Here is an 18,523-nt window from a genome sequence, read left to right as displayed (position 1 = left end):
TTTTTAAATTGCAGTAAACCAATTAAAAACCACCCATACAATGAAAATATCATATTTAGGACATGCAAGTTTAAGTATTGAAACAAAAGATAAAACCCTTATAGTAGACCCTTTTATTACAGCAAATGAGTTGGCCTCAACCATAGATATTAATAAATTACAGGCAGATTATATTCTAATTACTCATGCGCACCAAGATCATATATTGGATGTTGAAGCAATAGCAAAACGAACAGGAGCCAAAATAATTTCTAATTATGAGATTGTTACTTATTTTGAACATAAAGGCATTGAAGGACACCCAATGAATCATGGGGGAAAATGGAATTTTGATTTTGGTACAGTTCATTATACAAATGCCATTCATTCAAGCTCATTCCCAGATGGAAGTTACGGAGGTCAGCCAGGGGGATTTGTAATTGAAACTGGACATCATAGAATTTACATTGCAGGTGATACGTCTTTAACCTACGATATGAAGTTAATACCTGATGTTATTGGAGATTTAGATTTGGCAGTTTTACCTATTGGAGATAATTTTACAATGGGTATTGATGAAGCTATTAAAGCGAGTAAATTTTTAAATTGTAATAAAGTTTTAGGATATCATTTTGATACGTTTGGTTATATAAAAATTAACCACAAAGAAGCTTTTGAAAAGTTTGCAAAGTCTAAAAAAGAGTTGTATTTATTACCAATAGGAGGAAATTTAAAAATATAAAAATTTATCAAAGTTGTGCGATGCCATTAAATAAAAACCCTAAAAAAGAATCCCAAAACTAGAGTGTTGGAAAAATAATTAATTGCTTTTAACAATAGTTATAGATGTTTTTTCTCTTGTTTTTAAACGGGTTAAAGTATTGATGTTATTTTCATCATCAATAATTTCAATTTTAGCAGTGTTTGGAGAAATTGTACCAATATTTAAAGCTTCAACTTGAACAGTAGTTGATTTAGACTTTAAAGGAATTGTAAGTTGCTTTATTTTTTTATTTACAACAAAATTTCTGAGAAAAATGGTGTCATTTATATAAATATTAATTTTATCACCATCTACTTTTCCAGCATCATAAATTTTTAATTTAACTTCAGATGAAGTTGAAAACATAGTTAAGTTTTGATTGGGTTTTAAAATATTCATTTTTAAAGTATCTAAAGTCTGAGCCACACTCACAGTTGATTTAATAGTATTATCAATACGTTTTGATTTTTGAATTACTTTGTCAATTTTTCCAGCTTTTTTTTCTATTTTTTCAATATTCTTAAGTTTAATTTCTCCATCTATACAAGTGCTTCCATCACTGTACAGTCCTCTAAATTCACCTTCTATATTTTTTTTTGAATTTACATTGAGTACTTTCCCTTCAAAGTGTATGTAACAAAAATCATAGTCAGAGATTTCAGATTTAGTATAAATAATTCCAATTTCTTTAAATGACAGCATATTGGTTTTATTGTTGTATGTGCCTGTAATATTGGATTTAGTCTCGTGATCACCACCAATATCAGTAATTGAATATCCAGATATTAAATTATTATTTTCAAATAAATTTAATCTGTAGGATATAAAAGAAGAGTCGTTTAATTTAATAACCCCTAAATATTCTTGTTCATTTTGTGCATAAATAGTTTTATTAAAAAGTAATAAGGTTAAAATTAAAATAAAGGATGTACTCTTTTTAGGCATTTTTTATTAGATTTGATTACAAATTTAAATTTAAAAGTTATGAAATTAAAAATTATTTTATCAATAGTGTCTCTATTATTGATGACAAGTTTTAGTTATGCTTCTTTTCCAGTTAAAAGAGTTTCAACATTTGATACCTCTACACAAGTTAATAAAACTTCAGTAGCAGAAGTGTTAGTTTCTCCAGCTGCTGCTGGCTCAGAAAAAAGTCAAGGTATTGCATTGTTATTAGGTATTTTTTTAGGAGGTTTAGCTGGACATAAGTGGTATTTAGGAAATCCTTGGTATATTAATGTACTTTTTATAATTACGCTAGGAGGTCTTGGAATTTGGTGGATAATTGATATGATTAGAATTATAACTGGAGATTATAAGCCTCATAATGGAAGCTATAAAGCAGATTTCTTTTAGAAAAAACTCAAATTTATAAATGGAAAGAGAAGTATTAACTTCTCTTTTTTTATTCAATTTTTTTAGATTTAGATGATAGCCATTCTTTTCGTAAATCATCTGATACTAATCCTGTACCATCATGTTTCCATCCAGGAGGTTTTATAAAATACTTTAGCTTATTTAAAAAAGTTGTTTGAGCGGAAAAAGCATCTTTAAAAACAGCAACCCATTCATGAAAAGCAATTTTTAGAGGATTAAAAGTAGTTATGTTTGAAGTTAATCCATAAATTACTTTTTCATCATTAAGTTCTGGTTGAAATGTTCCAAAAAGTTTATCCCAAATAATAAATATTCCTGCATGATTTCGATCTAAGTACAATGGATTACTTCCGTGATGCACTCTGTGGTGAGATGGAGTATTAAAAATAGCTTCAAACCATTTTGGCATTTTGTGTATTAACTCTGTATGAATCCAGTATTGATATAGCAAACTTATACTCATCTGTGTAAAAATCATCAAAGGATGAAAACCTAAAAAAGGTAATGCGATATAAAATATAAAACTAAAAAAACCACCAGTCCAAGTTTGACGCAAAGCGGTACTTAAATTGTATTTTTGAGAAGAATGGTGTACAATGTGTGAAGCCCAAAAAAATCTGCTTTCATGTCCAATTCTATGTGACCAATAATAAAAAAAATCATCAGCAAATAAGATTAGTAACCAAGCCCACCATACAAAAGGAATGGTTGTAATTCTGAAATTTTCATATAAAAAAGTAATAATAAAAGCAACTAATAATTTACTTAATAAATTAGAAACTACGTTACCAATACCCATAGATAAAGAAGCTAACGTATCTTTAATTTGGTATGTCTTAGGATCTTTTTTAAACAATATAATTCCTTCAAAAATAACAGTGACTATAAAAAAAGGAATTGCGTAATAAATTAAATTAGGTATGTGTGGAACTTCCATTTTTATGATTATTATGTACCAATATAAAATAAATTTTTAAATATTTGTATCTTTCAATTTTTAAAAGAAATGAAGGCAACATATCAAAAATATACGTTGATTTTTAAACAAGCAAGTGGAACTTCTAGAGGGGTGTTAAAAACAAAGGAAACGTATTTTTTAAAATTATATGAGGATACTAAAATAGGAATAGGTGAGTGCGGTTTATTTAAAGGTTTAAGCGCTGATGATAAACCAGATTATGAAGAAAAATTAAAATGGCTTTGCAATAACATCAATCATAATATTGAAGAATTGTTGCTGAAGTTAAAAGAGTACCCTTCCATTCAATTCGGATTAGAACAAGCATATCTGTCATTAAAAAGCTTAAATTCTTTTGAATTGTTTCCATCTAAATTTACTCAAACAAAAGACTCCATTTGTATCAATGGATTAATTTGGATGGGAAGTGAAGCTTTTATGAAACAACAAATTAAAGAAAAGTTAGAAGTGGGATTTTCTACTATAAAAATGAAAATTGGTGCTATTGACTTTAATTCTGAGTTGTCACTCTTAAAAAGTATTCGTGATGAGTTTAATCCGAAAGAGATTACGTTAAGAGTTGATGCAAATGGTGCTTTTAAGCCAAATGAAGCTTTGGAAAAATTAAAAAAACTGTCAGAGTTTCAAATTCATTCAATAGAGCAACCAATTCAACAAGGTCAGCCATATGAAATGGCAAATTTATGTTCAAAATCACCAATACCAATTGCTTTAGATGAAGAGTTAATAGGCGTTTTTGATGTAACAAGAAAGCAAGAATTACTACAAATAATACAGCCGAAATATATAATTTTAAAACCTAGTTTGGTAGGTGGTTTTAGAGGAAGTGAAAAATGGATAAATTTAGCCGAAAAAAGTAATATAGGTTGGTGGATAACATCAGCATTGGAGAGTAATATAGGATTAAATGCCATAGCTCAATGGACTTATAATTTAGGAAATAAAATTCCACAAGGTTTAGGTACTGGAAGTTTATTTACAAATAATTTTGAAAGTCCGTTAGAAGTAAAAAAGGGACATTTGTTTTATAATAATAGTTTAAAATGGAAATATAATTTAGAAGTATGAAATTTATACAACAAGCATATAAAGGAAATAATGAGTGGTGGGCATATTTAGTAACACTTTTTTTATTGGTTTTTGGTTGGCAATTTTTGGGTGTGATACCTTTAATTGGAACTGCATTTTTATATGCTGAAAATACACAAGAGTTTATGGATGCTGCCATAAATAATTTCACAAACTTAGGAATAGACTCAAACCTGTATTTATTGCTCATGATTTTTACTTTTTTGGGAGGTTTAATGGCGTTGTTACTAGGTGTTAAAACAATTCACAAAAGAAAAATAACAAGTTTGGTAACTAGCAGAACAAAAATTGATTGGAGTCGTATTTTTTATGCATTTGGTGTTTGGGGACTTATAGGTGTTTTAATGATAGCTATAGGTTATTATTTAGAACCAGAAAATTATGTATGGAATTTTAAACCAGTTTCATTTATACTATTAGTAATCGTTTCCTTTTTATTTTTACCAATACAAACCAGTATGGAAGAATTATTGTTTAGAGGTTATTTAATGCAAGGTTTTGGAACGTGGTTTAAAAAATCATTCGTGGCATTAATTTTAACCGCTGTTATATTTGGATTGCTACATGGTTTAAATCCTGAAGTTGAAAAATTAGGTTGGATAAGTATGGTGTATTATATTGGTACAGGTTTAGTATTGGGTGTTTTTACTTTAATGGATGAAGGCACAGAGTTAGCGCTAGGGTTTCATGCTGCGAATAATATTGTAGCAGCGGTATTAGTTACAGCTAATTGGACTGTTTTTCAGACAGATGCTTTACTTATAGATACTTCAGAACCATCTGTTGGATGGGAAATGTTTGTTCCTGTGCTAGTGCTATATCCTTTAGTGCTTATTATTTTTTCAAAAAAATATGGCTGGACAAATTGGAAAGAAAAACTATTTGGTACAGTTTTAAAACCAATTGAATTAAATGAAAACGAATTTATAGCTTAAATTAGTGTGTTGAAATCTGCCATGTTCATTCATAAATCCTTTAAAATAAATGGAGAATCTTTTTCATCAATAGAAGAATTGATTTTATTTTCAGAAGGAGTTTCTAATGAAATTGCTCAATTTCTTAAAGAGTGGTTTAACCTAGAACCATTTGTTGAAGTAAAAACTTCTGGTTCCACAGGTACTCCCAAAATTATTCAACTTCAAAAAGCACTAATGATAAATAGTGCTAAAGCGACAGGAGCATATTTCAATATAAAAGAAAATGCTAAAGTACTTTTATGTATGTCTCCAAATTTTATTGCAGGAAAAATGATGCTGGTAAGAGCTCTCACATTAGGTTGGCATTTAGATGTTGTTTCTGCAACTTCAAATCCGTTAAGGACAATTAAAAAAGTATATGATTTTTCGGCGATGGTACCTTTACAATTGCATAATTCATTACCTCAAATTAATAAAATTAAGAAATTAATTGTTGGAGGTGGAGTGGTTTCTGAAAAACTATTAAATCAACTACAAGTTATTAAAACTAATGTTTATGCAACTTATGGCATGACAGAAACTATTACCCATATTGCTGTAAAAAAATTAAATAATTTTGAAGGAAAAGAGTTAAATTTAAATGTGAAATTTAATTATATAACACTTCCAAATATTACTGTTTCAAAAGATTATAGAGGCTGTTTGGTAATTAATGCCCCTGAGGTAGCTAATGAATTAGTGATTACAAATGATTTGGTTGAACTTATATCTGAAACTGAGTTTAAGTGGTTAGGACGGTTTGATACTATTATTAATTCAGGAGGGGTTAAATTAATTCCAGAGCAAATTGAAGAAAAATTAGCATCAATTATTCAAAAGCGTTTTTTTATAACTGGAATTTCTGATTCAATATTAGGAGAAAAGTTAATTTTATTAGTTGAGGGTAAAAATGATATTTCACTTGAAAGTAAACTAAAAAAAACGACCTTACTCTCAAAGTATGAAAAGCCTAAAGAAATATATTTTATAAATGCTTTTATTGAAACTCCAACAAGTAAAATTAATAGAGTTGAAACAATAAAATTACTTAAAAATATTTACTAAAAATTTTAATTAAAATAAGAGTTTTTAAACCTATCAAACCTGCGTAAAACCAAATAGGAGTTTTAACAGTTTCTTTAAGTTCAAAATAAGCAAGTTTAGTAAGTTTAGGCATTGTTTCTAAATTGTATTCCTTAGCACAATCATTACAAATAGATTTTCCATATTTACCACTTGACAAAAATGGAATATGAAATAGATGTTTATAAATTCCAATGACTGAAATTTTGGTAGTATTTATAGCATTACAATTAGGACAAATAACATCTTTTGATGTTTCATTTTTTAATTCTGAAGTTTTTTTACCCAATAAAAACATAGATAAGAATTACATTTCCATAGAATGATACACATTTTGTACATCATCATCTTCTTCTAAACGTTCTAATAATTTTTCAACATCAACTTGTTGATCTTCATTCAGCTTAGTTGTGGTAGTAGGTATACGTTCAAAGTCTGAAGATAAAATTTCTAAATTATTTTCTTCTAAAAACTTTTGAATAGCACCAAATTGTTCAAAAGGAGCATAAATTAAAATTCCATCTTCATCTTCAAAAACTTCTTCAACTTCAAAATCGATTAATTCTAGCTCAAATTCTTCCAAATCCATGGTTAAATCTTCTGCTTTTACTCTAAAATTACAAGTATGGTCAAACATAAAGGCTACTGAACCAGAAGTTCCCATATTTCCATCACATTTATTAAAGGCAGCTCTTACATTTGCAACAGTTCGATTATTGTTATCAGTTGCAGTTTCAACTAAAATTGCCACTCCATGAGGTGCATAGCCTTCAAATAGTACTTCTTTGTAATTAGCGGTGTCTTTATCACTTGCTTTTTTTATAGCACGTTCAACATTATCTTTAGGCATATTAGCTGCCTTTGCATTTTGAATTACTGCTCTTAAACGCGCGTTGGTATCTGGATTAGGACCTCCTTCTTTAACTGCCATCACAATATCTTTACCAATGCGTGTAAAGGTTTTTGCCATAGCTGACCAACGTTTCATTTTACGTGCTTTTCTAAATTCAAAGGCTCTTCCCATAAGTACTTTATATTTTTAGTGATGCAAATGTATATATTACCAATTATTTTTACAATTTTTTAAACTTGAATAATTCCCAAATTGAATGGTTTTTCTATTGGGGCGTGATTGGCAGCTTCAATTCCCATGCTAATCCATTTTCTTGTCTCAAGTGGATTAATTATGGCATCGGTCCATAAATGTGCTGCAGCATAATAAGGAGACGTTTGTGCGTCGTACCTTTTTTTAATCGATTTTAAAATTTCTTCTTCTTTTTCTTTGGTTATTTTTTCTCCTTGTTTTTTAAGTGAAGCGGTTTCAATTTGTAATAAAACTTTTGCGGCTTGTTCTCCTCCCATAACAGCTAATCTAGCAGATGGCCATGCAACAATTAATCTGGGGTCATAAGCTTTACCACACATTGCATAGTTTCCAGCACCATAGGAGTTCCCAATAATAATGGTAAATTTAGGAACCACAGAATTACTTACTGCATTTACCATTTTGGCACCGTCTTTAATAATTCCTCCATGCTCACTTTTACTACCCACCATAAATCCTGTAACATCTTGTAAAAATACCAATGGAATTTTTTTCTGATTACAATTGGCTATAAACCGAGTGGCTTTGTCCGCAGAATCTGAATAAATAACACCTCCAAATTGCATTTCTTTTTTAGCATTTTTTATGACTGTACGTTGATTGGCAACAATACCTACAGCCCAACCATCAATTCGAGCATAAGCACAAACAATAGTTTTACCATATTCTTTTTTATATTCTTCAAATTCTGAATTATCTACCAATCGTTCAATAATGGCACGAATTTCATATTGATCAGTTCTTAATTTAGGCAAAATTCCAAAAATCTCTTCAGGATTTTCAATCGGAGGTTTAGTTTCACGTCTGTTAAATCCCGCTTTGTCGTAATCCCCTATTTTATCAACAATAGTTCTAATTTTATCAAGAGCATCTTTATCATCAATGGCTTTGTAATCAGTAACACCACTAATTTCACAATGTGTTGTAGCTCCACCTAATGTTTCATTATCTATGTTTTCGCCTATAGCGGCTTTTACTAAATAGCTTCCTGCTAAAAAAATACTACCAGTTTTGTCAACAATCATTGCTTCATCGCTCATTATAGGTAGGTAAGCACCACCAGCTACACAACTCCCCATCACTGCTGAAATTTGTGTAATTCCCATACTACTCATTACAGCATTGTTTCTAAATATGCGTCCAAAATGTTCTTTATCTGGAAAAATTTCATCTTGCATAGGTAAATAAACTCCTGCACTATCAACTAAATAAATTATGGGAAGTTTATTTTCAATTGCAATTTCTTGAGCCCGTAAATTCTTTTTCCCTGTAATTGGAAACCAAGCACCTGCTTTAACGGTAGCATCATTGGCTACAGCAATACATTGTTTACCTTTTATATACCCAATTTTTACAATTACTCCACCAGATGGACAACCTCCGTGTTCAGAATACATGCCTTCTCCAGCCAAAGCACCAATTTCTAGGGTTTCAGAATTTTTATCAAAAAGATAATCAATACGTTCTCTAGCTGTTAGTTTACCTTTTTCTTTATGTTTTAATATGCGTTGTTCTCCACCACCTTTATATACTTTTAGTAGTTTTCGTTTTAACTCCGCTATTTGCAGCTTATTATGATCTTCGTTTTTATTGAAGTTGATGTCCATTTATAATGAGTTTGATAGGTGCTAAAGTACAAAATGAATGTTAAATATTGTTGAATAGGTACCTGGAAAATAAATACCTAGGTAAATAATAAAAATTTATTGTATATTTGTCAAAAATTAAAATATAAAAAATGAATTTAAATAAAATTATTTACTGGGTTAGTACTACACTATTAGGAGTTTTATTATTAATGTCAGCAGGAATGTATATCTTTAATTATTTAGCCATTGAAGAAGCATTTAAAAGCTTTGGTTATCCTACATATTTAATATATCCTTTAGCAATAGCAAAAACTACAGCGGTTTTAGTATTAGTTATTCAAAAGCAATCAATAATTAAAGAATGGGTGTATTCAGCATTGTTTTTTGAAATAGTTTTAGCTTTTTTTGCTCATTTTATGATTGGAGATGGTGAGCAAACAGCGGCTGTTATTGCAATGGCGTTGTTAATTTTATCTTATATATTTGGAAAAAGAACCTTTAAAAATTCAATAGTTTAAATGAAAAATATAATAACATTAGGAGGAAGCTCGAGTAGAAATTCAATTAATAAGCAACTTGCTGAGTATGTTGGAGAATTAGTAAATAACGTTACTTTAATAAAAATTGATTTAAATAAATTTGAAATGCCGTTATTTTCGGTAGATATTGAAGCAAAACAAGGTTTTTCAGAAGGCACTAAAAAATTAAATGAATTATTTGAAAAAGCCGATGGCTTTATCATTTCATTAGCTGAACATAATGGAGCTTATTCTGCAGCATTTAAAAATACATTTGATTGGCTCTCAAGAGTTGAGGCTAAGGTGTTTAGAAATAAACCTCTAATTTTGCTTAGTACTTCTCCAGGAGTTAGAGGAGGTCAATCAGTTTTAGAAATTGCTTTGAACAGGTTTCCTTATCATAACGCTAATATTGTTGGAAGTTTGGCATTTCCTTCATTTAATGAAAATTTTAATAACGGTCAAGTTACCAATATGGAATTGAAACAAAAGTTACTATCTGTGGTTCAAAAATTTGAAAATACTATTTAGTTATGGGTGATATTGCTAAAGATATAAATTCGAAGTTTCCAAACGAAAAAATAAAGGCTTTAATAAATATAAAATATACTGCAAACTGGTTAGATGGTTGTGGGAATGAAATATTAAAACCTTATAAAATATCTGTTCAGCAATATAATATTTTACGAATATTAAGAGGAGCCAAAAGGGCCATTACAGTAACTACAGTTAAAGAAAGAATGGTACAAAAATCACCTAACTCTACTCGTTTAATGGATAAATTATGCGATAAAAATTTAATTGAACGAACACGCTGTGAAAACGATAGAAGAGTGGTTTATGTTAAAATCTCAAAAAGTGGATTAGAACTTTTGGAAAAAATAAATAATTCTGAATTTGATAATCAAATGAAAAATTTAACCGAAAGTGAAGCAAAAAAATTGAATTCACTTCTAGATAAAATTAGATAAATGGAAAAAAATATATACAGAGCAAGTGAAAGAGGTACGGCAGATTATGGATGGTTAAAAGCAAATTATTCCTTTAGTTTTGCTAATTATTACCATCCAGAAAAAGTGAATTTTGGTGCTTTAAGAGTTTTAAATGACGATATTATTGAAGGAGGAATGGGATTTGGAACCCACCCTCATGAAAATATGGAAATAATTACCATTCCTCTAAAAGGAAGTTTGAAACATAGAGATTCTATGAGTAATACTTGGATTTCTATTAAAACTGGAGAGGTACAAGTTATGAGTGCTGGAAGTGGAATTATGCACTCTGAAATGAATAATTTACCAAATGAAAGCATTAATTTATTTCAAATATGGATTGTTCCAAACAAACAAAACGCAACTCCAAGATATGATCAAAAAGCGTTTAGCGCATTAGAAAGAGCTGATAAGTTACAAGTATTGGTTTCTTCAATTGATGAAGAGTTAAAAGATTCTTTAAAAATTCATCAAAATGCACAAATTTCAAGAATAGATTTAAGTAAAGGTAAAGAGTTCACATATCAACTTAAATCAAAAAACAATGGAGTATATCTAATGGTTATTGATGGTGAAATTACAGTAGATAACACTTTTTTATCTAAAAGAGATGCTATTGGTGTATATCAAACATTACAATTTTCAATACACTCTCAAACAGCATCTGAATTACTTTTTATTGAAGTACCGATGCAGTTTTAATAAAAATGATTTTTCATTAAATTATAGTTTAGAAAAATTTAACCGAAGTAGTTTAATTTTAACATACAATCAGTTTATTTTTTTAATATAGCACCCTTTTAATAGCGGGTGTTTTTTATGAAATTCATTTTAAAATTACGATATTTGCAAACTGCTCATTAAATGGGAATTTAAAAAAATAAGAAAGATTTATAAAAATGAATAAAAATACAGTATTAGCTTGGGCAACAGCCATAATGATAATTGTTGGAGTAATTTTAATTGGGTTAGGAGCTTTTAGGTACAACGAAATAGCAGGTTGGGGATTTGCAGCAGTTGGTATAGGTTTTTTTGCAATTGCTTGGGTATTTAATGCTTTAAAGGGTAGAGTTTAGTGCATTCAACTCTTTAAACTAAAATTTAAATAATAATTAAAAACATAAAAAATGTCAGACGATAAGAAAGTTATCTTTTCAATGTCAGGTGTTAGTAAAACCTATCAAGGAGCTAATAAACAGGTTTTAAAAGATATTTACTTAAGCTTCTTTTATGGAGCCAAAATTGGAATTTTAGGATTAAACGGATCTGGTAAATCTACATTGTTAAAGATTATTGCCGGAATTGAAAAAAATTATCAAGGAGACGTTGTTTTTGCTCCAGGATATTCTGTAGGATATTTATCTCAAGAGCCTCAGTTAGATGATTCTAAAACAGTGTTAGATATTGTAAAAGAAGGTGTTGCAGAAACCGTTGCTATTTTAGACGAATACAACAAAATAAACGATATGTTTGGTTTGGAAGAAGTGTATTCAGATGCTGAAAAAATGGATAAATTAATGGCACAACAAGCTGTGCTTCAGGATAAAATTGATGCTGCCAATGCTTGGGAGTTAGACACAAAACTGGAGATTGCTATGGATGCATTAAGAACTCCAGATGGTGATACCCCTATAAAGCACTTGTCTGGTGGTGAACGAAGAAGAGTAGCTTTGTGCAGATTATTATTACAAGAACCAGATGTATTATTGTTAGATGAGCCTACAAACCACTTAGATGCAGAATCTGTACATTGGTTAGAACACCATTTACAACAATATAAAGGAACAGTAATTGCAGTAACTCACGACCGTTATTTCTTAGATAATGTTGCTGGCTGGATTTTAGAATTGGATCGAGGTGAAGGAATTCCTTGGAAAGGTAATTACTCTTCTTGGTTAGATCAAAAATCTAAACGTTTAGCTCAAGAATCTAAGCAAGCTTCTAAACGTCAAAAAACATTAGAAAGAGAGTTAGAGTGGGTACGGATGGCTCCAAAAGGGCGTCATGCAAAATCTAAAGCTCGTTTGGCAAATTACGATAAGTTAATGAGTCAAGATCAAGTTCAACTAGATGAAAAGTTAGAAATTTACATACCTAATGGGCCTCGTTTAGGAACAAATGTAATAGAGGCCAAAGGTGTTTCTAAAGCCTTTGGTGATAAATTATTATACGAAGATTTGAATTTTAATTTACCTCAAGCAGGAATCGTTGGTGTTATTGGACCTAATGGAGCTGGAAAAACGACCATTTTTAAAATGATTATGGGAGAAGAAACTCCTGATAAAGGAGAGTTTAAGGTTGGTGAAACCGCTAAAATAGCTTATGTGGATCAAAGCCATTCAAATATAGATCCTGAAAAAACCATTTGGCAAAATTTTTCTGATGAACAAGAGTTAATTTTAATGGGAGGAAAACAAGTGAATTCTCGCGCATATTTAAGTCGATTTAATTTTTCAGGAAGTGAACAAAATAAAAAAGTAAATACATTATCGGGAGGAGAGCGAAACCGTTTACATTTAGCGATGACATTGCGTGAAGAAGGAAATGTGTTATTGTTAGATGAGCCTACCAACGATTTGGATGTGAATACATTACGAGCTTTAGAAGAAGGTTTAGAAAATTTTGCTGGATGTGCAGTTGTAATTAGTCACGACCGTTGGTTTTTAGACAGAATTTGTACGCATATTTTAGCTTTTGAAGGAAACTCTCAAGTTTATTTCTTTGAAGGATCATTTACTGATTACGAAGAAAATAAAAAGAAACGTTTAGGAGGAGATTTAATGCCTAAACGTATTAAGTATAAAAAACTAGTTAGATAATTGAAAAAAATCCCAGAAGAAATTCTGGGATTTTTTAATAAATGTTACATTTTTATAAACCACTTACCATTCATTTTTATGAGTTTGGCATCTTCTTTTTCACTATCGCCATTTTTAAAATGTACCGTATATTTTACTTTAGCACTGTTTCCATCTTCTGAAATGGTTTCTTCATCAATAACTATATTCTTTAAACCATTTTTTTTATCAAATTCTTCTTTAGAAGCCATTCCTAATAAACCTTCCATTTTTTTTGCTTCTTCTTCTGAAAACTTTTCGCCATCATGATTTACGTATAAAGCAGCTACTTTTTTAAAATTTTTAGATTTCATTAAATCATAAGCTGTTTTTATGGTATCACTTGGAGCAGAGCCACTGCTACAGGAATTTATACTTAAAAATACTGTTGTTAAAAACAGAACGAGAAAAAATTTTAATTGTTTCATAATTGTTTTTTTATTGATTTATATTAGATAACTCTTTTAAAATGAGGTTTTTTAGTGAATTCTGAAGGGAAGATGATGGCATGATTACCAATTACATATTTTATTTTTTTTGTTTGAACATTTAAATGAATCCCTGCGTTTTGAAATGATTTTAAAATTAACTCCGTACAGTAAAGCTTGGTATTTGTTTGCAAATTGTACTCATTGTCAAAAATGTACTTTTTCTCAAAAAATGTATTTGCTTGCATCACTACATTTTTTAAAATGGTTGAATTAAAATTGGTTCTATAAATAGCAACTTTTGATGCCTTTTTTGGATTAAGGAATTCATTTAAGCGTTCTTTTTTAATAAAATTATTTTTATGAGGAACTGCATGAATTACGTATGGTATGTTATTTTCTATTTTAATTATGCCAATATGAGTAAATTCAGCATTACTATCTGCTAAATGAATGGCATAACTTTCTGTAGATCTTCCACATCTTAAAATCAAATCTCCATTTTTTACATCTTTCAATTTGATTTGTGTGATGTTTCTTTTTAAATGATTAAAATTTTTATAATTTATAGTTATAATAAAAGTACTGCTTAGTAAAATAAATACTATTATAATTACTAAAGTCGAGTATGAGCAATACTTTTTAATCATAGTAATTGATTTCGATTGAAATACTTAACAGCGATTAAATTAGTAGTAGTACTATAAAATTAGTGAGTTTATTTTAAAAATAGTTTTTAAAAGGTAAAAAGTATTTTTAAATCGTAAAAAAACTTCAAGAGTTAACTTGAAGTTTTTAAAGTTTTGGGATTAATTTAACGATTTTACTTTTGGAAATAGTATATTGTTTTCTAAATGAATATGTTGATACAAATCGTTGATAAATTCATCTAATTTATGATATAAAGCTTTGAAAGTATTACATGCCCATACAGGAGGTGTAAAGTTGTTACTTAATTCTTGAATTTTTTTAACAATAGTTCCAGCACTGTCATGTTCATCTTCTAAAATTGCAATAACATTTTTATCGTAGCTAAAATTAGGGTCTTTAAGTTTAGACTTTATAGCAGGGAATAAAATTGTTTCTTCTTTTTCTAAATGTGAAATTAATTCATTTGAAAGAGTAGTAAATAAATGATCAATTTCAATTGTTTCAGGAGCATGATGCCCATGTACACTTGCTACTTTTGTAGAAAACTCATTAATTATACTTAAATTTTCTTTAACATAAGTATGATGAACATTTACAATATAATCTGCTAAAAATTCAGGATTCCAGTCTTTAAAATTTAATGTAGGAGCATCATTTTTTGGAGTATTGGAAAGTAAATCGTTGATTACTTCATCTACATTTATATTTGCCTTAATACAAGCTTTTTCAACTGTTTTTCCACCTCCACAGCAAAAATCTAAATTGTATTTTTTGAAAACTGAAGCGGTACTTATATCATCGCTAACAATTTCAGCAATCGTTTTATTTTTTATATCTAACATTGTTGTAAAATTTATACTGCAAATATAGTAAAAAAATAATAAAAGACAAATAAGTCTTTTATTATTTAATCCAACAACAATCTAAATAGTCAGTTAGTATATGAAAGAGTAACCCTATTGCAATAATTCTAGTTTTGGATGGTGCTAGCATAAAAAAATATAAAACAATAGCGTAATTGGTATGTAAAGGATGAAAATTGATGCTACATCTATTAGGGCTAAAGATTGGAGTAGCAAATAAGTGGTCAATATCTATTAACATAGTTAGTATAAATATGAGCCAAGTGGTTTTCCATTTATCTTTAAAAAAAATAAAAGCAATAAAACCAGGAATTAAGAAATGCATTCCGTAGTGAGTAACAAACCTTAAAATTTCCAAATTAAAATGTTATGTTTTGATTTTCTAAATAATTTAATGCATTTGGACCTTCCATAAAAAGTAAGTCTAAGATACTTAAATTAGAAATAAATCCATGGTGTTGTTCAAATACTTGAATATATCTTGTTAAATTATATTCTTTTTGACCTTTTGCGATAGCTAGATTTCTAAAATCTTTTAAATCAGAATTTTTTATATATGCTGATGTGATTAATGTTGAAAGTTCTATTTGAAGTGCATCCATAATAATTTCATGACACTTTAAATTTAAGTCTAATAAAAAGGTGTATTTTTTTTCAAAAATTGGAGATAAATCGTCTATATAAAATTCAAAGAAAGGAGAGGAGTTATAAGCTGTTTTTAGGGTTTTTAAGTGGAGCTTATTCCAATCATCTTTATAATCTATTTTAATATCTTTAGTTTTTTGTTTTATTCCTTTTAAATGTTGAATTGGAACATTTAACAAGTGTTTGCCATTTGATGTATAAACATAACAACGATTTCTATAGGTCTGTTTTTGATAGTTATCTTCAACTTCAAAAACAATACCATTAGATTTTGAAATGGCTAGGTATTGAATTATTGGTGAAAAGTAAGTAGGTTGTATTAAAACCATTAAATAATAGTTATACTGTTTATTCTAAGTTTACGATTTAAGATCCTTCTTCTTTTTTACGTTTTCTGTAAGTGTTGTATCCAAACCAAAGGAGTAGGGCTCCTAAGAAATAATACAAATAAGAAACCGGTTTTCCACTACCATGAACTGTAGTAAATACACGTTCCCAACGTATTTTATTAGCTAAACCTTGAGCATTACCATCCCAACTCATCCAAATAAATACAGGCTTTCCAACTACATGGTCAAATGGAACATAACCCCAAGAACGAGCATCTTCAGAGTTATGTCTATTATCACCCATCATCCAATAATAATCTTGTTTAAATGTATAGGATGTCGTTAGTTGACCATTAATAAATATTTCATCTCCATTAATCGTTAGGTTATTTTTTTCGTAAACTTCAATAATTCTTTTATAAAAAGGTAACGATTTTTTATTTAGTTTAACTGTCTTACCTGCTTCTGGGATATAAATAGGTCCAAAATTATCTATAGACCAAGCATATTGTTTGTTATGTGGAAAAACACCAGATTCGTAGGTTCCTTTAGGAGTAATTTCTTTGTCAATACTTTTTACTAGCGGGTTGTTTTTTAGTTTAGCAGCATTTTCATCAGTTAAATTTAAAAGGTAATAATCTCCATAAAAACCACCTTCTGTAATATCATATCTACTTAAAGTAGTAGCACTTAATTGTCCGTTAGTAACTACTTTATGCATATATTGAGGTTTAGCTCTATCGGGAAGTATAGTTTTGTCACCATTAATGTAAATATAACCATCTTTAATTTCTAAAGAATCTCCAGGAATACCAACACAACGTTTTACATAATTTGATTTTTTGTCGATAGGTTTATCAATATGAATATTAGATGTATCAAAAAACCTTTGAACTGTATCTACAGGCCAATTAAAAACAACAATTTCATTTCGTTTAATTTTCTCAAAACCAGGAAGCCTAAAATAAGGCAATTGAGGTTTTTTTAAGTAGGAACGTAATTTGATAAAAGGTAAAGAATCATGTACCATTGGAGCAGCAATGGTTGTCATTGGAGTTCTAGCACCATAATGGAATTTACTTACAAATAAAAAGTCACCCACTAAAAGAGATTTCTCAAGCGATGATGTAGGTATGGTGTATGGTTGCATAAAATACGTATGCACTAAAGTTGCTGCAATAATTGCAAAAACTATAGAACTAACCCACTCACCAAGCTCTGTTCTCGATTTTAAGCTTCTATCTTCAATATAAGTAACATTAGCTAAATAATTAATGTAATAAGTGTAAAACCCTAAAGTTAAAACAGCTAAAAATGAATCTATAGTTGAATTTTTACCGAAACTTCGAATAGTTTCAATCCAAATTACAGGAAACATTAAAAGATTGATGATTGGAATAAATAGTAATACAATCCACCAAACAGGTCTGTTAATAATTTTCATAAGTACAATAGCATTGTATATTGGTACTATTGCTTCCCATGATTTTCTTCCTGCTTTTACATATAATTTCCAAGTTCCCAAAAAATGAATTAATTGAACTATTAAGAAAAAAATAAACCATTGAGTCATTGTCATAATAAAAATATTTTAAACTTTACTTACATCAAAATCATGTGTAAAGATGAGTATTATTTGTTTAAACCAAGAACATCTTTCATAGTAAAAACACCTGTTTTTCCTACAAGCCATTCTGCGGCTACAACTGCTCCTAAAGCAAAACCATCTCTATTGTGCGCTGTGTGTTTGATGTCTATTGTGTCAACTTTTGATTTGTATTTTATTGAATGTGTTCCAGGAACATCATCAATACGTTTTGCCACTATTGGTAATTCAGTTTCATTATTTGTTACATCTAATGTCCAACTATTTTTAGATGAATGTTTAATGATATCTTCAGCTAAAGTAATAGCTGTACCACTTGGAGCATCTAATTTTTTAGTATGATGAATTTCTTCTAATGATATTTGATAATCGTCTAAATGATGCATCATTTTAGCTAAATAATTATTTAATTCAAAAAAAATGTTTACACCTAAACTGTAATTAGAAGCATAAATAAAAGCCCCTTTTTGTTGTTTACAAATTGTTTTAGCTTCTTCAAATTTTGCCAACCACCCAGTTGTACCACTAACTACAGGTACATTGTTTTTGAAGCAATTTGTAATATTGTTGAAAGCTACAGAAGGAATGCTAAAATCTATGGCTACATCAGCTATGGTAATATCATAATTCTTTGTGTTTTCGTCTACTTTTAAAACAATTTCATGACCTTTTTGTAACGCAATTTGTTCAATTGTTTTACCCATTCTTCCATAACCTAAAAGTGCTATTTTCAT

The 18,523-nt window shown here is 29.2% G+C and carries 23 protein-coding genes; 11 read left to right on the top strand and 12 right to left on the bottom strand.

Going from position 1 to position 18,523, the window contains the following annotated elements; all coding sequences use genetic code 11:
- Nucleotides 1-40 precede the first annotated feature (40 nt).
- Complete coding sequence (locus ACFQZW_RS13740) at nucleotides 41-721, top strand: metal-dependent hydrolase (protein ID WP_298263898.1); 681 nt, start codon at nucleotides 41-43, stop codon at nucleotides 719-721.
- Between the two features lie 78 nt (nucleotides 722-799).
- Here ACFQZW_RS13740 and ACFQZW_RS13735 read toward each other — a convergent pair whose 3' ends face one another.
- Complete coding sequence (locus ACFQZW_RS13735; protein ID WP_386783722.1) at nucleotides 800-1,687, bottom strand: hypothetical protein; 888 nt, start codon at nucleotides 1,685-1,687, stop codon at nucleotides 800-802.
- Nucleotides 1,688-1,726: 39 nt separating this feature from the next.
- Between ACFQZW_RS13735 and ACFQZW_RS13730 the strand changes: the two genes are divergently transcribed.
- Nucleotides 1,727-2,098 (top strand): TM2 domain-containing protein, encoded by a 372-nt coding sequence (locus ACFQZW_RS13730; protein ID WP_298263900.1) that lies wholly within the window; start codon nucleotides 1,727-1,729, stop codon nucleotides 2,096-2,098.
- A 49-nt stretch (nucleotides 2,099-2,147) separates the two neighbouring features.
- On the opposite strand, the gene ACFQZW_RS13725 is transcribed toward ACFQZW_RS13730, so the two are convergent.
- Complete coding sequence (locus ACFQZW_RS13725; RefSeq protein WP_372802033.1) at nucleotides 2,148-3,056, bottom strand: sterol desaturase family protein; 909 nt, start codon at nucleotides 3,054-3,056, stop codon at nucleotides 2,148-2,150.
- 69 nt (nucleotides 3,057-3,125) lie between these two features.
- On the opposite strand from ACFQZW_RS13725, the gene ACFQZW_RS13720 reads away from it, so the two are divergent.
- The 3 genes from ACFQZW_RS13720 to ACFQZW_RS13710 are packed head-to-tail and all read left to right on the top strand — an operon-like array spanning nucleotide 3,126 to nucleotide 6,208.
- A complete protein-coding gene (locus ACFQZW_RS13720) occupies nucleotides 3,126-4,166 on the top strand; it encodes an o-succinylbenzoate synthase (protein ID WP_298263902.1) in 1,041 nt (346 codons plus the stop codon).
- Nucleotides 4,163-5,122, top strand: coding sequence for a CPBP family intramembrane glutamic endopeptidase (locus ACFQZW_RS13715; RefSeq protein ID WP_298263904.1), 960 nt, complete (start codon nucleotides 4,163-4,165; stop codon nucleotides 5,120-5,122). Before ACFQZW_RS13720 ends, ACFQZW_RS13715 begins: the two co-directional genes overlap by 4 nt.
- A gap of 21 nt (nucleotides 5,123-5,143) precedes the next feature.
- On the top strand, nucleotides 5,144-6,208 hold the full coding sequence (locus tag ACFQZW_RS13710) for an AMP-binding protein (RefSeq protein ID WP_386783718.1): 1,065 nt from the start codon (nucleotides 5,144-5,146) through the stop codon (nucleotides 6,206-6,208).
- On the opposite strand, the gene ACFQZW_RS13705 is transcribed toward ACFQZW_RS13710, so the two are convergent.
- The 3 genes from ACFQZW_RS13705 to ACFQZW_RS13695 are packed head-to-tail and all read right to left on the bottom strand — an operon-like array spanning nucleotide 6,192 to nucleotide 8,938.
- Nucleotides 6,192-6,524: a hypothetical protein gene (locus ACFQZW_RS13705; RefSeq protein ID WP_298263906.1), complete on the bottom strand. Its 333-nt coding sequence runs from the start codon at nucleotides 6,522-6,524 to the stop codon at nucleotides 6,192-6,194. The genes ACFQZW_RS13710 and ACFQZW_RS13705 overlap by 17 nt on opposite strands.
- A 9-nt stretch (nucleotides 6,525-6,533) precedes the next feature.
- Nucleotides 6,534-7,250, bottom strand: coding sequence for a YebC/PmpR family DNA-binding transcriptional regulator (locus ACFQZW_RS13700; protein ID WP_386783715.1), 717 nt, complete (start codon nucleotides 7,248-7,250; stop codon nucleotides 6,534-6,536).
- 59 nt (nucleotides 7,251-7,309) lie between these two features.
- Nucleotides 7,310-8,938 (bottom strand): acyl-CoA carboxylase subunit beta, encoded by a 1,629-nt coding sequence (locus ACFQZW_RS13695; protein ID WP_386783713.1) that lies wholly within the window; start codon nucleotides 8,936-8,938, stop codon nucleotides 7,310-7,312.
- Between the two features lie 131 nt (nucleotides 8,939-9,069).
- Between ACFQZW_RS13695 and ACFQZW_RS13690 the strand changes: the two genes are divergently transcribed.
- From ACFQZW_RS13690 to ettA, 6 genes are all read left to right on the top strand, one after another.
- On the top strand, nucleotides 9,070-9,438 hold the full coding sequence (locus tag ACFQZW_RS13690; protein ID WP_298263911.1) for a DoxX family protein: 369 nt from the start codon (nucleotides 9,070-9,072) through the stop codon (nucleotides 9,436-9,438).
- The gene (locus ACFQZW_RS13685) at nucleotides 9,439-9,969 is read left to right on the top strand and encodes an NADPH-dependent FMN reductase (protein WP_298263913.1); all 531 of its coding nucleotides are present in this window, start codon (nucleotides 9,439-9,441) and stop codon (nucleotides 9,967-9,969) included.
- Nucleotides 9,970-9,971: 2 nt separating this feature from the next.
- A complete protein-coding gene (locus ACFQZW_RS13680; protein WP_298263914.1) occupies nucleotides 9,972-10,409 on the top strand; it encodes a MarR family winged helix-turn-helix transcriptional regulator in 438 nt (145 codons plus the stop codon).
- Nucleotides 10,410-11,132 carry a pirin family protein gene (locus ACFQZW_RS13675; RefSeq protein WP_298263916.1) on the top strand — a complete coding sequence of 241 codons (723 nt, stop codon included), beginning with the start codon at nucleotides 10,410-10,412 and terminating at the stop codon, nucleotides 11,130-11,132.
- Nucleotides 11,133-11,329: 197 nt separating this feature from the next.
- Nucleotides 11,330-11,506 (top strand): CAL67264 family membrane protein, encoded by a 177-nt coding sequence (locus ACFQZW_RS13670; RefSeq protein ID WP_298263917.1) that lies wholly within the window; start codon nucleotides 11,330-11,332, stop codon nucleotides 11,504-11,506.
- Between the two features lie 51 nt (nucleotides 11,507-11,557).
- Nucleotides 11,558-13,249 (top strand): energy-dependent translational throttle protein EttA, encoded by a 1,692-nt coding sequence (ettA, locus tag ACFQZW_RS13665; RefSeq protein ID WP_386783708.1) that lies wholly within the window; start codon nucleotides 11,558-11,560, stop codon nucleotides 13,247-13,249.
- 44 nt (nucleotides 13,250-13,293) lie between these two features.
- Here ettA and ACFQZW_RS13660 read toward each other — a convergent pair whose 3' ends face one another.
- From ACFQZW_RS13660 to dapB, 7 genes are all read right to left on the bottom strand, one after another.
- Nucleotides 13,294-13,695, bottom strand: coding sequence for a DUF4878 domain-containing protein (locus ACFQZW_RS13660; protein WP_372800446.1), 402 nt, complete (start codon nucleotides 13,693-13,695; stop codon nucleotides 13,294-13,296).
- 23 nt (nucleotides 13,696-13,718) lie between these two features.
- On the bottom strand, nucleotides 13,719-14,213 hold the full coding sequence (locus ACFQZW_RS13655) for a YiiX/YebB-like N1pC/P60 family cysteine hydrolase (RefSeq protein WP_372800448.1): 495 nt from the start codon (nucleotides 14,211-14,213) through the stop codon (nucleotides 13,719-13,721).
- Between the two features lie 291 nt (nucleotides 14,214-14,504).
- The gene (gene ric / locus ACFQZW_RS13650) at nucleotides 14,505-15,188 is read right to left on the bottom strand and encodes an iron-sulfur cluster repair di-iron protein (RefSeq protein WP_386783705.1); all 684 of its coding nucleotides are present in this window, start codon (nucleotides 15,186-15,188) and stop codon (nucleotides 14,505-14,507) included.
- Between the two features lie 61 nt (nucleotides 15,189-15,249).
- Nucleotides 15,250-15,567, bottom strand: coding sequence for a DUF6122 family protein (locus tag ACFQZW_RS13645; RefSeq protein ID WP_367181332.1), 318 nt, complete (start codon nucleotides 15,565-15,567; stop codon nucleotides 15,250-15,252).
- A gap of 1 nt (nucleotide 15,568) precedes the next feature.
- Nucleotides 15,569-16,183 (bottom strand): WbqC family protein, encoded by a 615-nt coding sequence (locus tag ACFQZW_RS13640; protein ID WP_298263926.1) that lies wholly within the window; start codon nucleotides 16,181-16,183, stop codon nucleotides 15,569-15,571.
- Nucleotides 16,184-16,220: 37 nt separating this feature from the next.
- Nucleotides 16,221-17,762, bottom strand: a complete 1,542-nt coding sequence (lepB, locus tag ACFQZW_RS13635; RefSeq protein WP_298263927.1) for a signal peptidase I — start codon at nucleotides 17,760-17,762, stop codon at nucleotides 16,221-16,223.
- Between the two features lie 53 nt (nucleotides 17,763-17,815).
- Entirely contained in the window at nucleotides 17,816-18,523 is a 708-nt protein-coding gene (gene dapB, locus ACFQZW_RS13630) for a 4-hydroxy-tetrahydrodipicolinate reductase (protein ID WP_298263929.1), read from the bottom strand.

It is taken from the genome of Lutibacter aestuarii (assembly GCF_042676885.1).
Taxonomy (GTDB): Bacteria; Bacteroidota; Bacteroidia; order Flavobacteriales; family Flavobacteriaceae; genus Lutibacter; species Lutibacter aestuarii.
This window is presented reverse-complemented; position numbering and strand designations above follow the sequence as displayed.

Coding starts and splice junctions, on each gene's coding strand:
- ACFQZW_RS13700 (WP_386783715.1), bottom strand. CDS start 7,250: ATGGGAAGAGCCTTTGAATTTAGAAAAGCACGTAAAATGAAACGTTGG.
- ACFQZW_RS13695 (WP_386783713.1), bottom strand. CDS start 8,938: ATGGACATCAACTTCAATAAAAACGAAGATCATAATAAGCTGCAAATA.
- ACFQZW_RS13705 (WP_298263906.1), bottom strand. CDS start 6,524: ATGTTTTTATTGGGTAAAAAAACTTCAGAATTAAAAAATGAAACATCA.
- ACFQZW_RS13735 (WP_386783722.1), bottom strand. CDS start 1,687: ATGCCTAAAAAGAGTACATCCTTTATTTTAATTTTAACCTTATTACTT.
- ACFQZW_RS13725 (WP_372802033.1), bottom strand. CDS start 3,056: ATGGAAGTTCCACACATACCTAATTTAATTTATTACGCAATTCCTTTT.
- ACFQZW_RS13715 (WP_298263904.1), top strand. CDS start 4,163: ATGAAATTTATACAACAAGCATATAAAGGAAATAATGAGTGGTGGGCA.
- ACFQZW_RS13680 (WP_298263914.1), top strand. CDS start 9,972: ATGGGTGATATTGCTAAAGATATAAATTCGAAGTTTCCAAACGAAAAA.
- dapB (WP_298263929.1), bottom strand. CDS start 18,523: ATGAAAATAGCACTTTTAGGTTATGGAAGAATGGGTAAAACAATTGAA.
- ACFQZW_RS13740 (WP_298263898.1), top strand. CDS start 41: ATGAAAATATCATATTTAGGACATGCAAGTTTAAGTATTGAAACAAAA.
- ACFQZW_RS13670 (WP_298263917.1), top strand. CDS start 11,330: ATGAATAAAAATACAGTATTAGCTTGGGCAACAGCCATAATGATAATT.
- ACFQZW_RS13685 (WP_298263913.1), top strand. CDS start 9,439: ATGAAAAATATAATAACATTAGGAGGAAGCTCGAGTAGAAATTCAATT.
- ACFQZW_RS13660 (WP_372800446.1), bottom strand. CDS start 13,695: ATGAAACAATTAAAATTTTTTCTCGTTCTGTTTTTAACAACAGTATTT.
- ACFQZW_RS13640 (WP_298263926.1), bottom strand. CDS start 16,183: ATGGTTTTAATACAACCTACTTACTTTTCACCAATAATTCAATACCTA.
- ACFQZW_RS13730 (WP_298263900.1), top strand. CDS start 1,727: ATGAAATTAAAAATTATTTTATCAATAGTGTCTCTATTATTGATGACA.
- ACFQZW_RS13675 (WP_298263916.1), top strand. CDS start 10,410: ATGGAAAAAAATATATACAGAGCAAGTGAAAGAGGTACGGCAGATTAT.
- ric (WP_386783705.1), bottom strand. CDS start 15,188: ATGTTAGATATAAAAAATAAAACGATTGCTGAAATTGTTAGCGATGAT.
- ACFQZW_RS13710 (WP_386783718.1), top strand. CDS start 5,144: ATGTTCATTCATAAATCCTTTAAAATAAATGGAGAATCTTTTTCATCA.
- lepB (WP_298263927.1), bottom strand. CDS start 17,762: ATGACAATGACTCAATGGTTTATTTTTTTCTTAATAGTTCAATTAATT.
- ettA (WP_386783708.1), top strand. CDS start 11,558: ATGTCAGACGATAAGAAAGTTATCTTTTCAATGTCAGGTGTTAGTAAA.
- ACFQZW_RS13690 (WP_298263911.1), top strand. CDS start 9,070: ATGAATTTAAATAAAATTATTTACTGGGTTAGTACTACACTATTAGGA.
- ACFQZW_RS13720 (WP_298263902.1), top strand. CDS start 3,126: ATGAAGGCAACATATCAAAAATATACGTTGATTTTTAAACAAGCAAGT.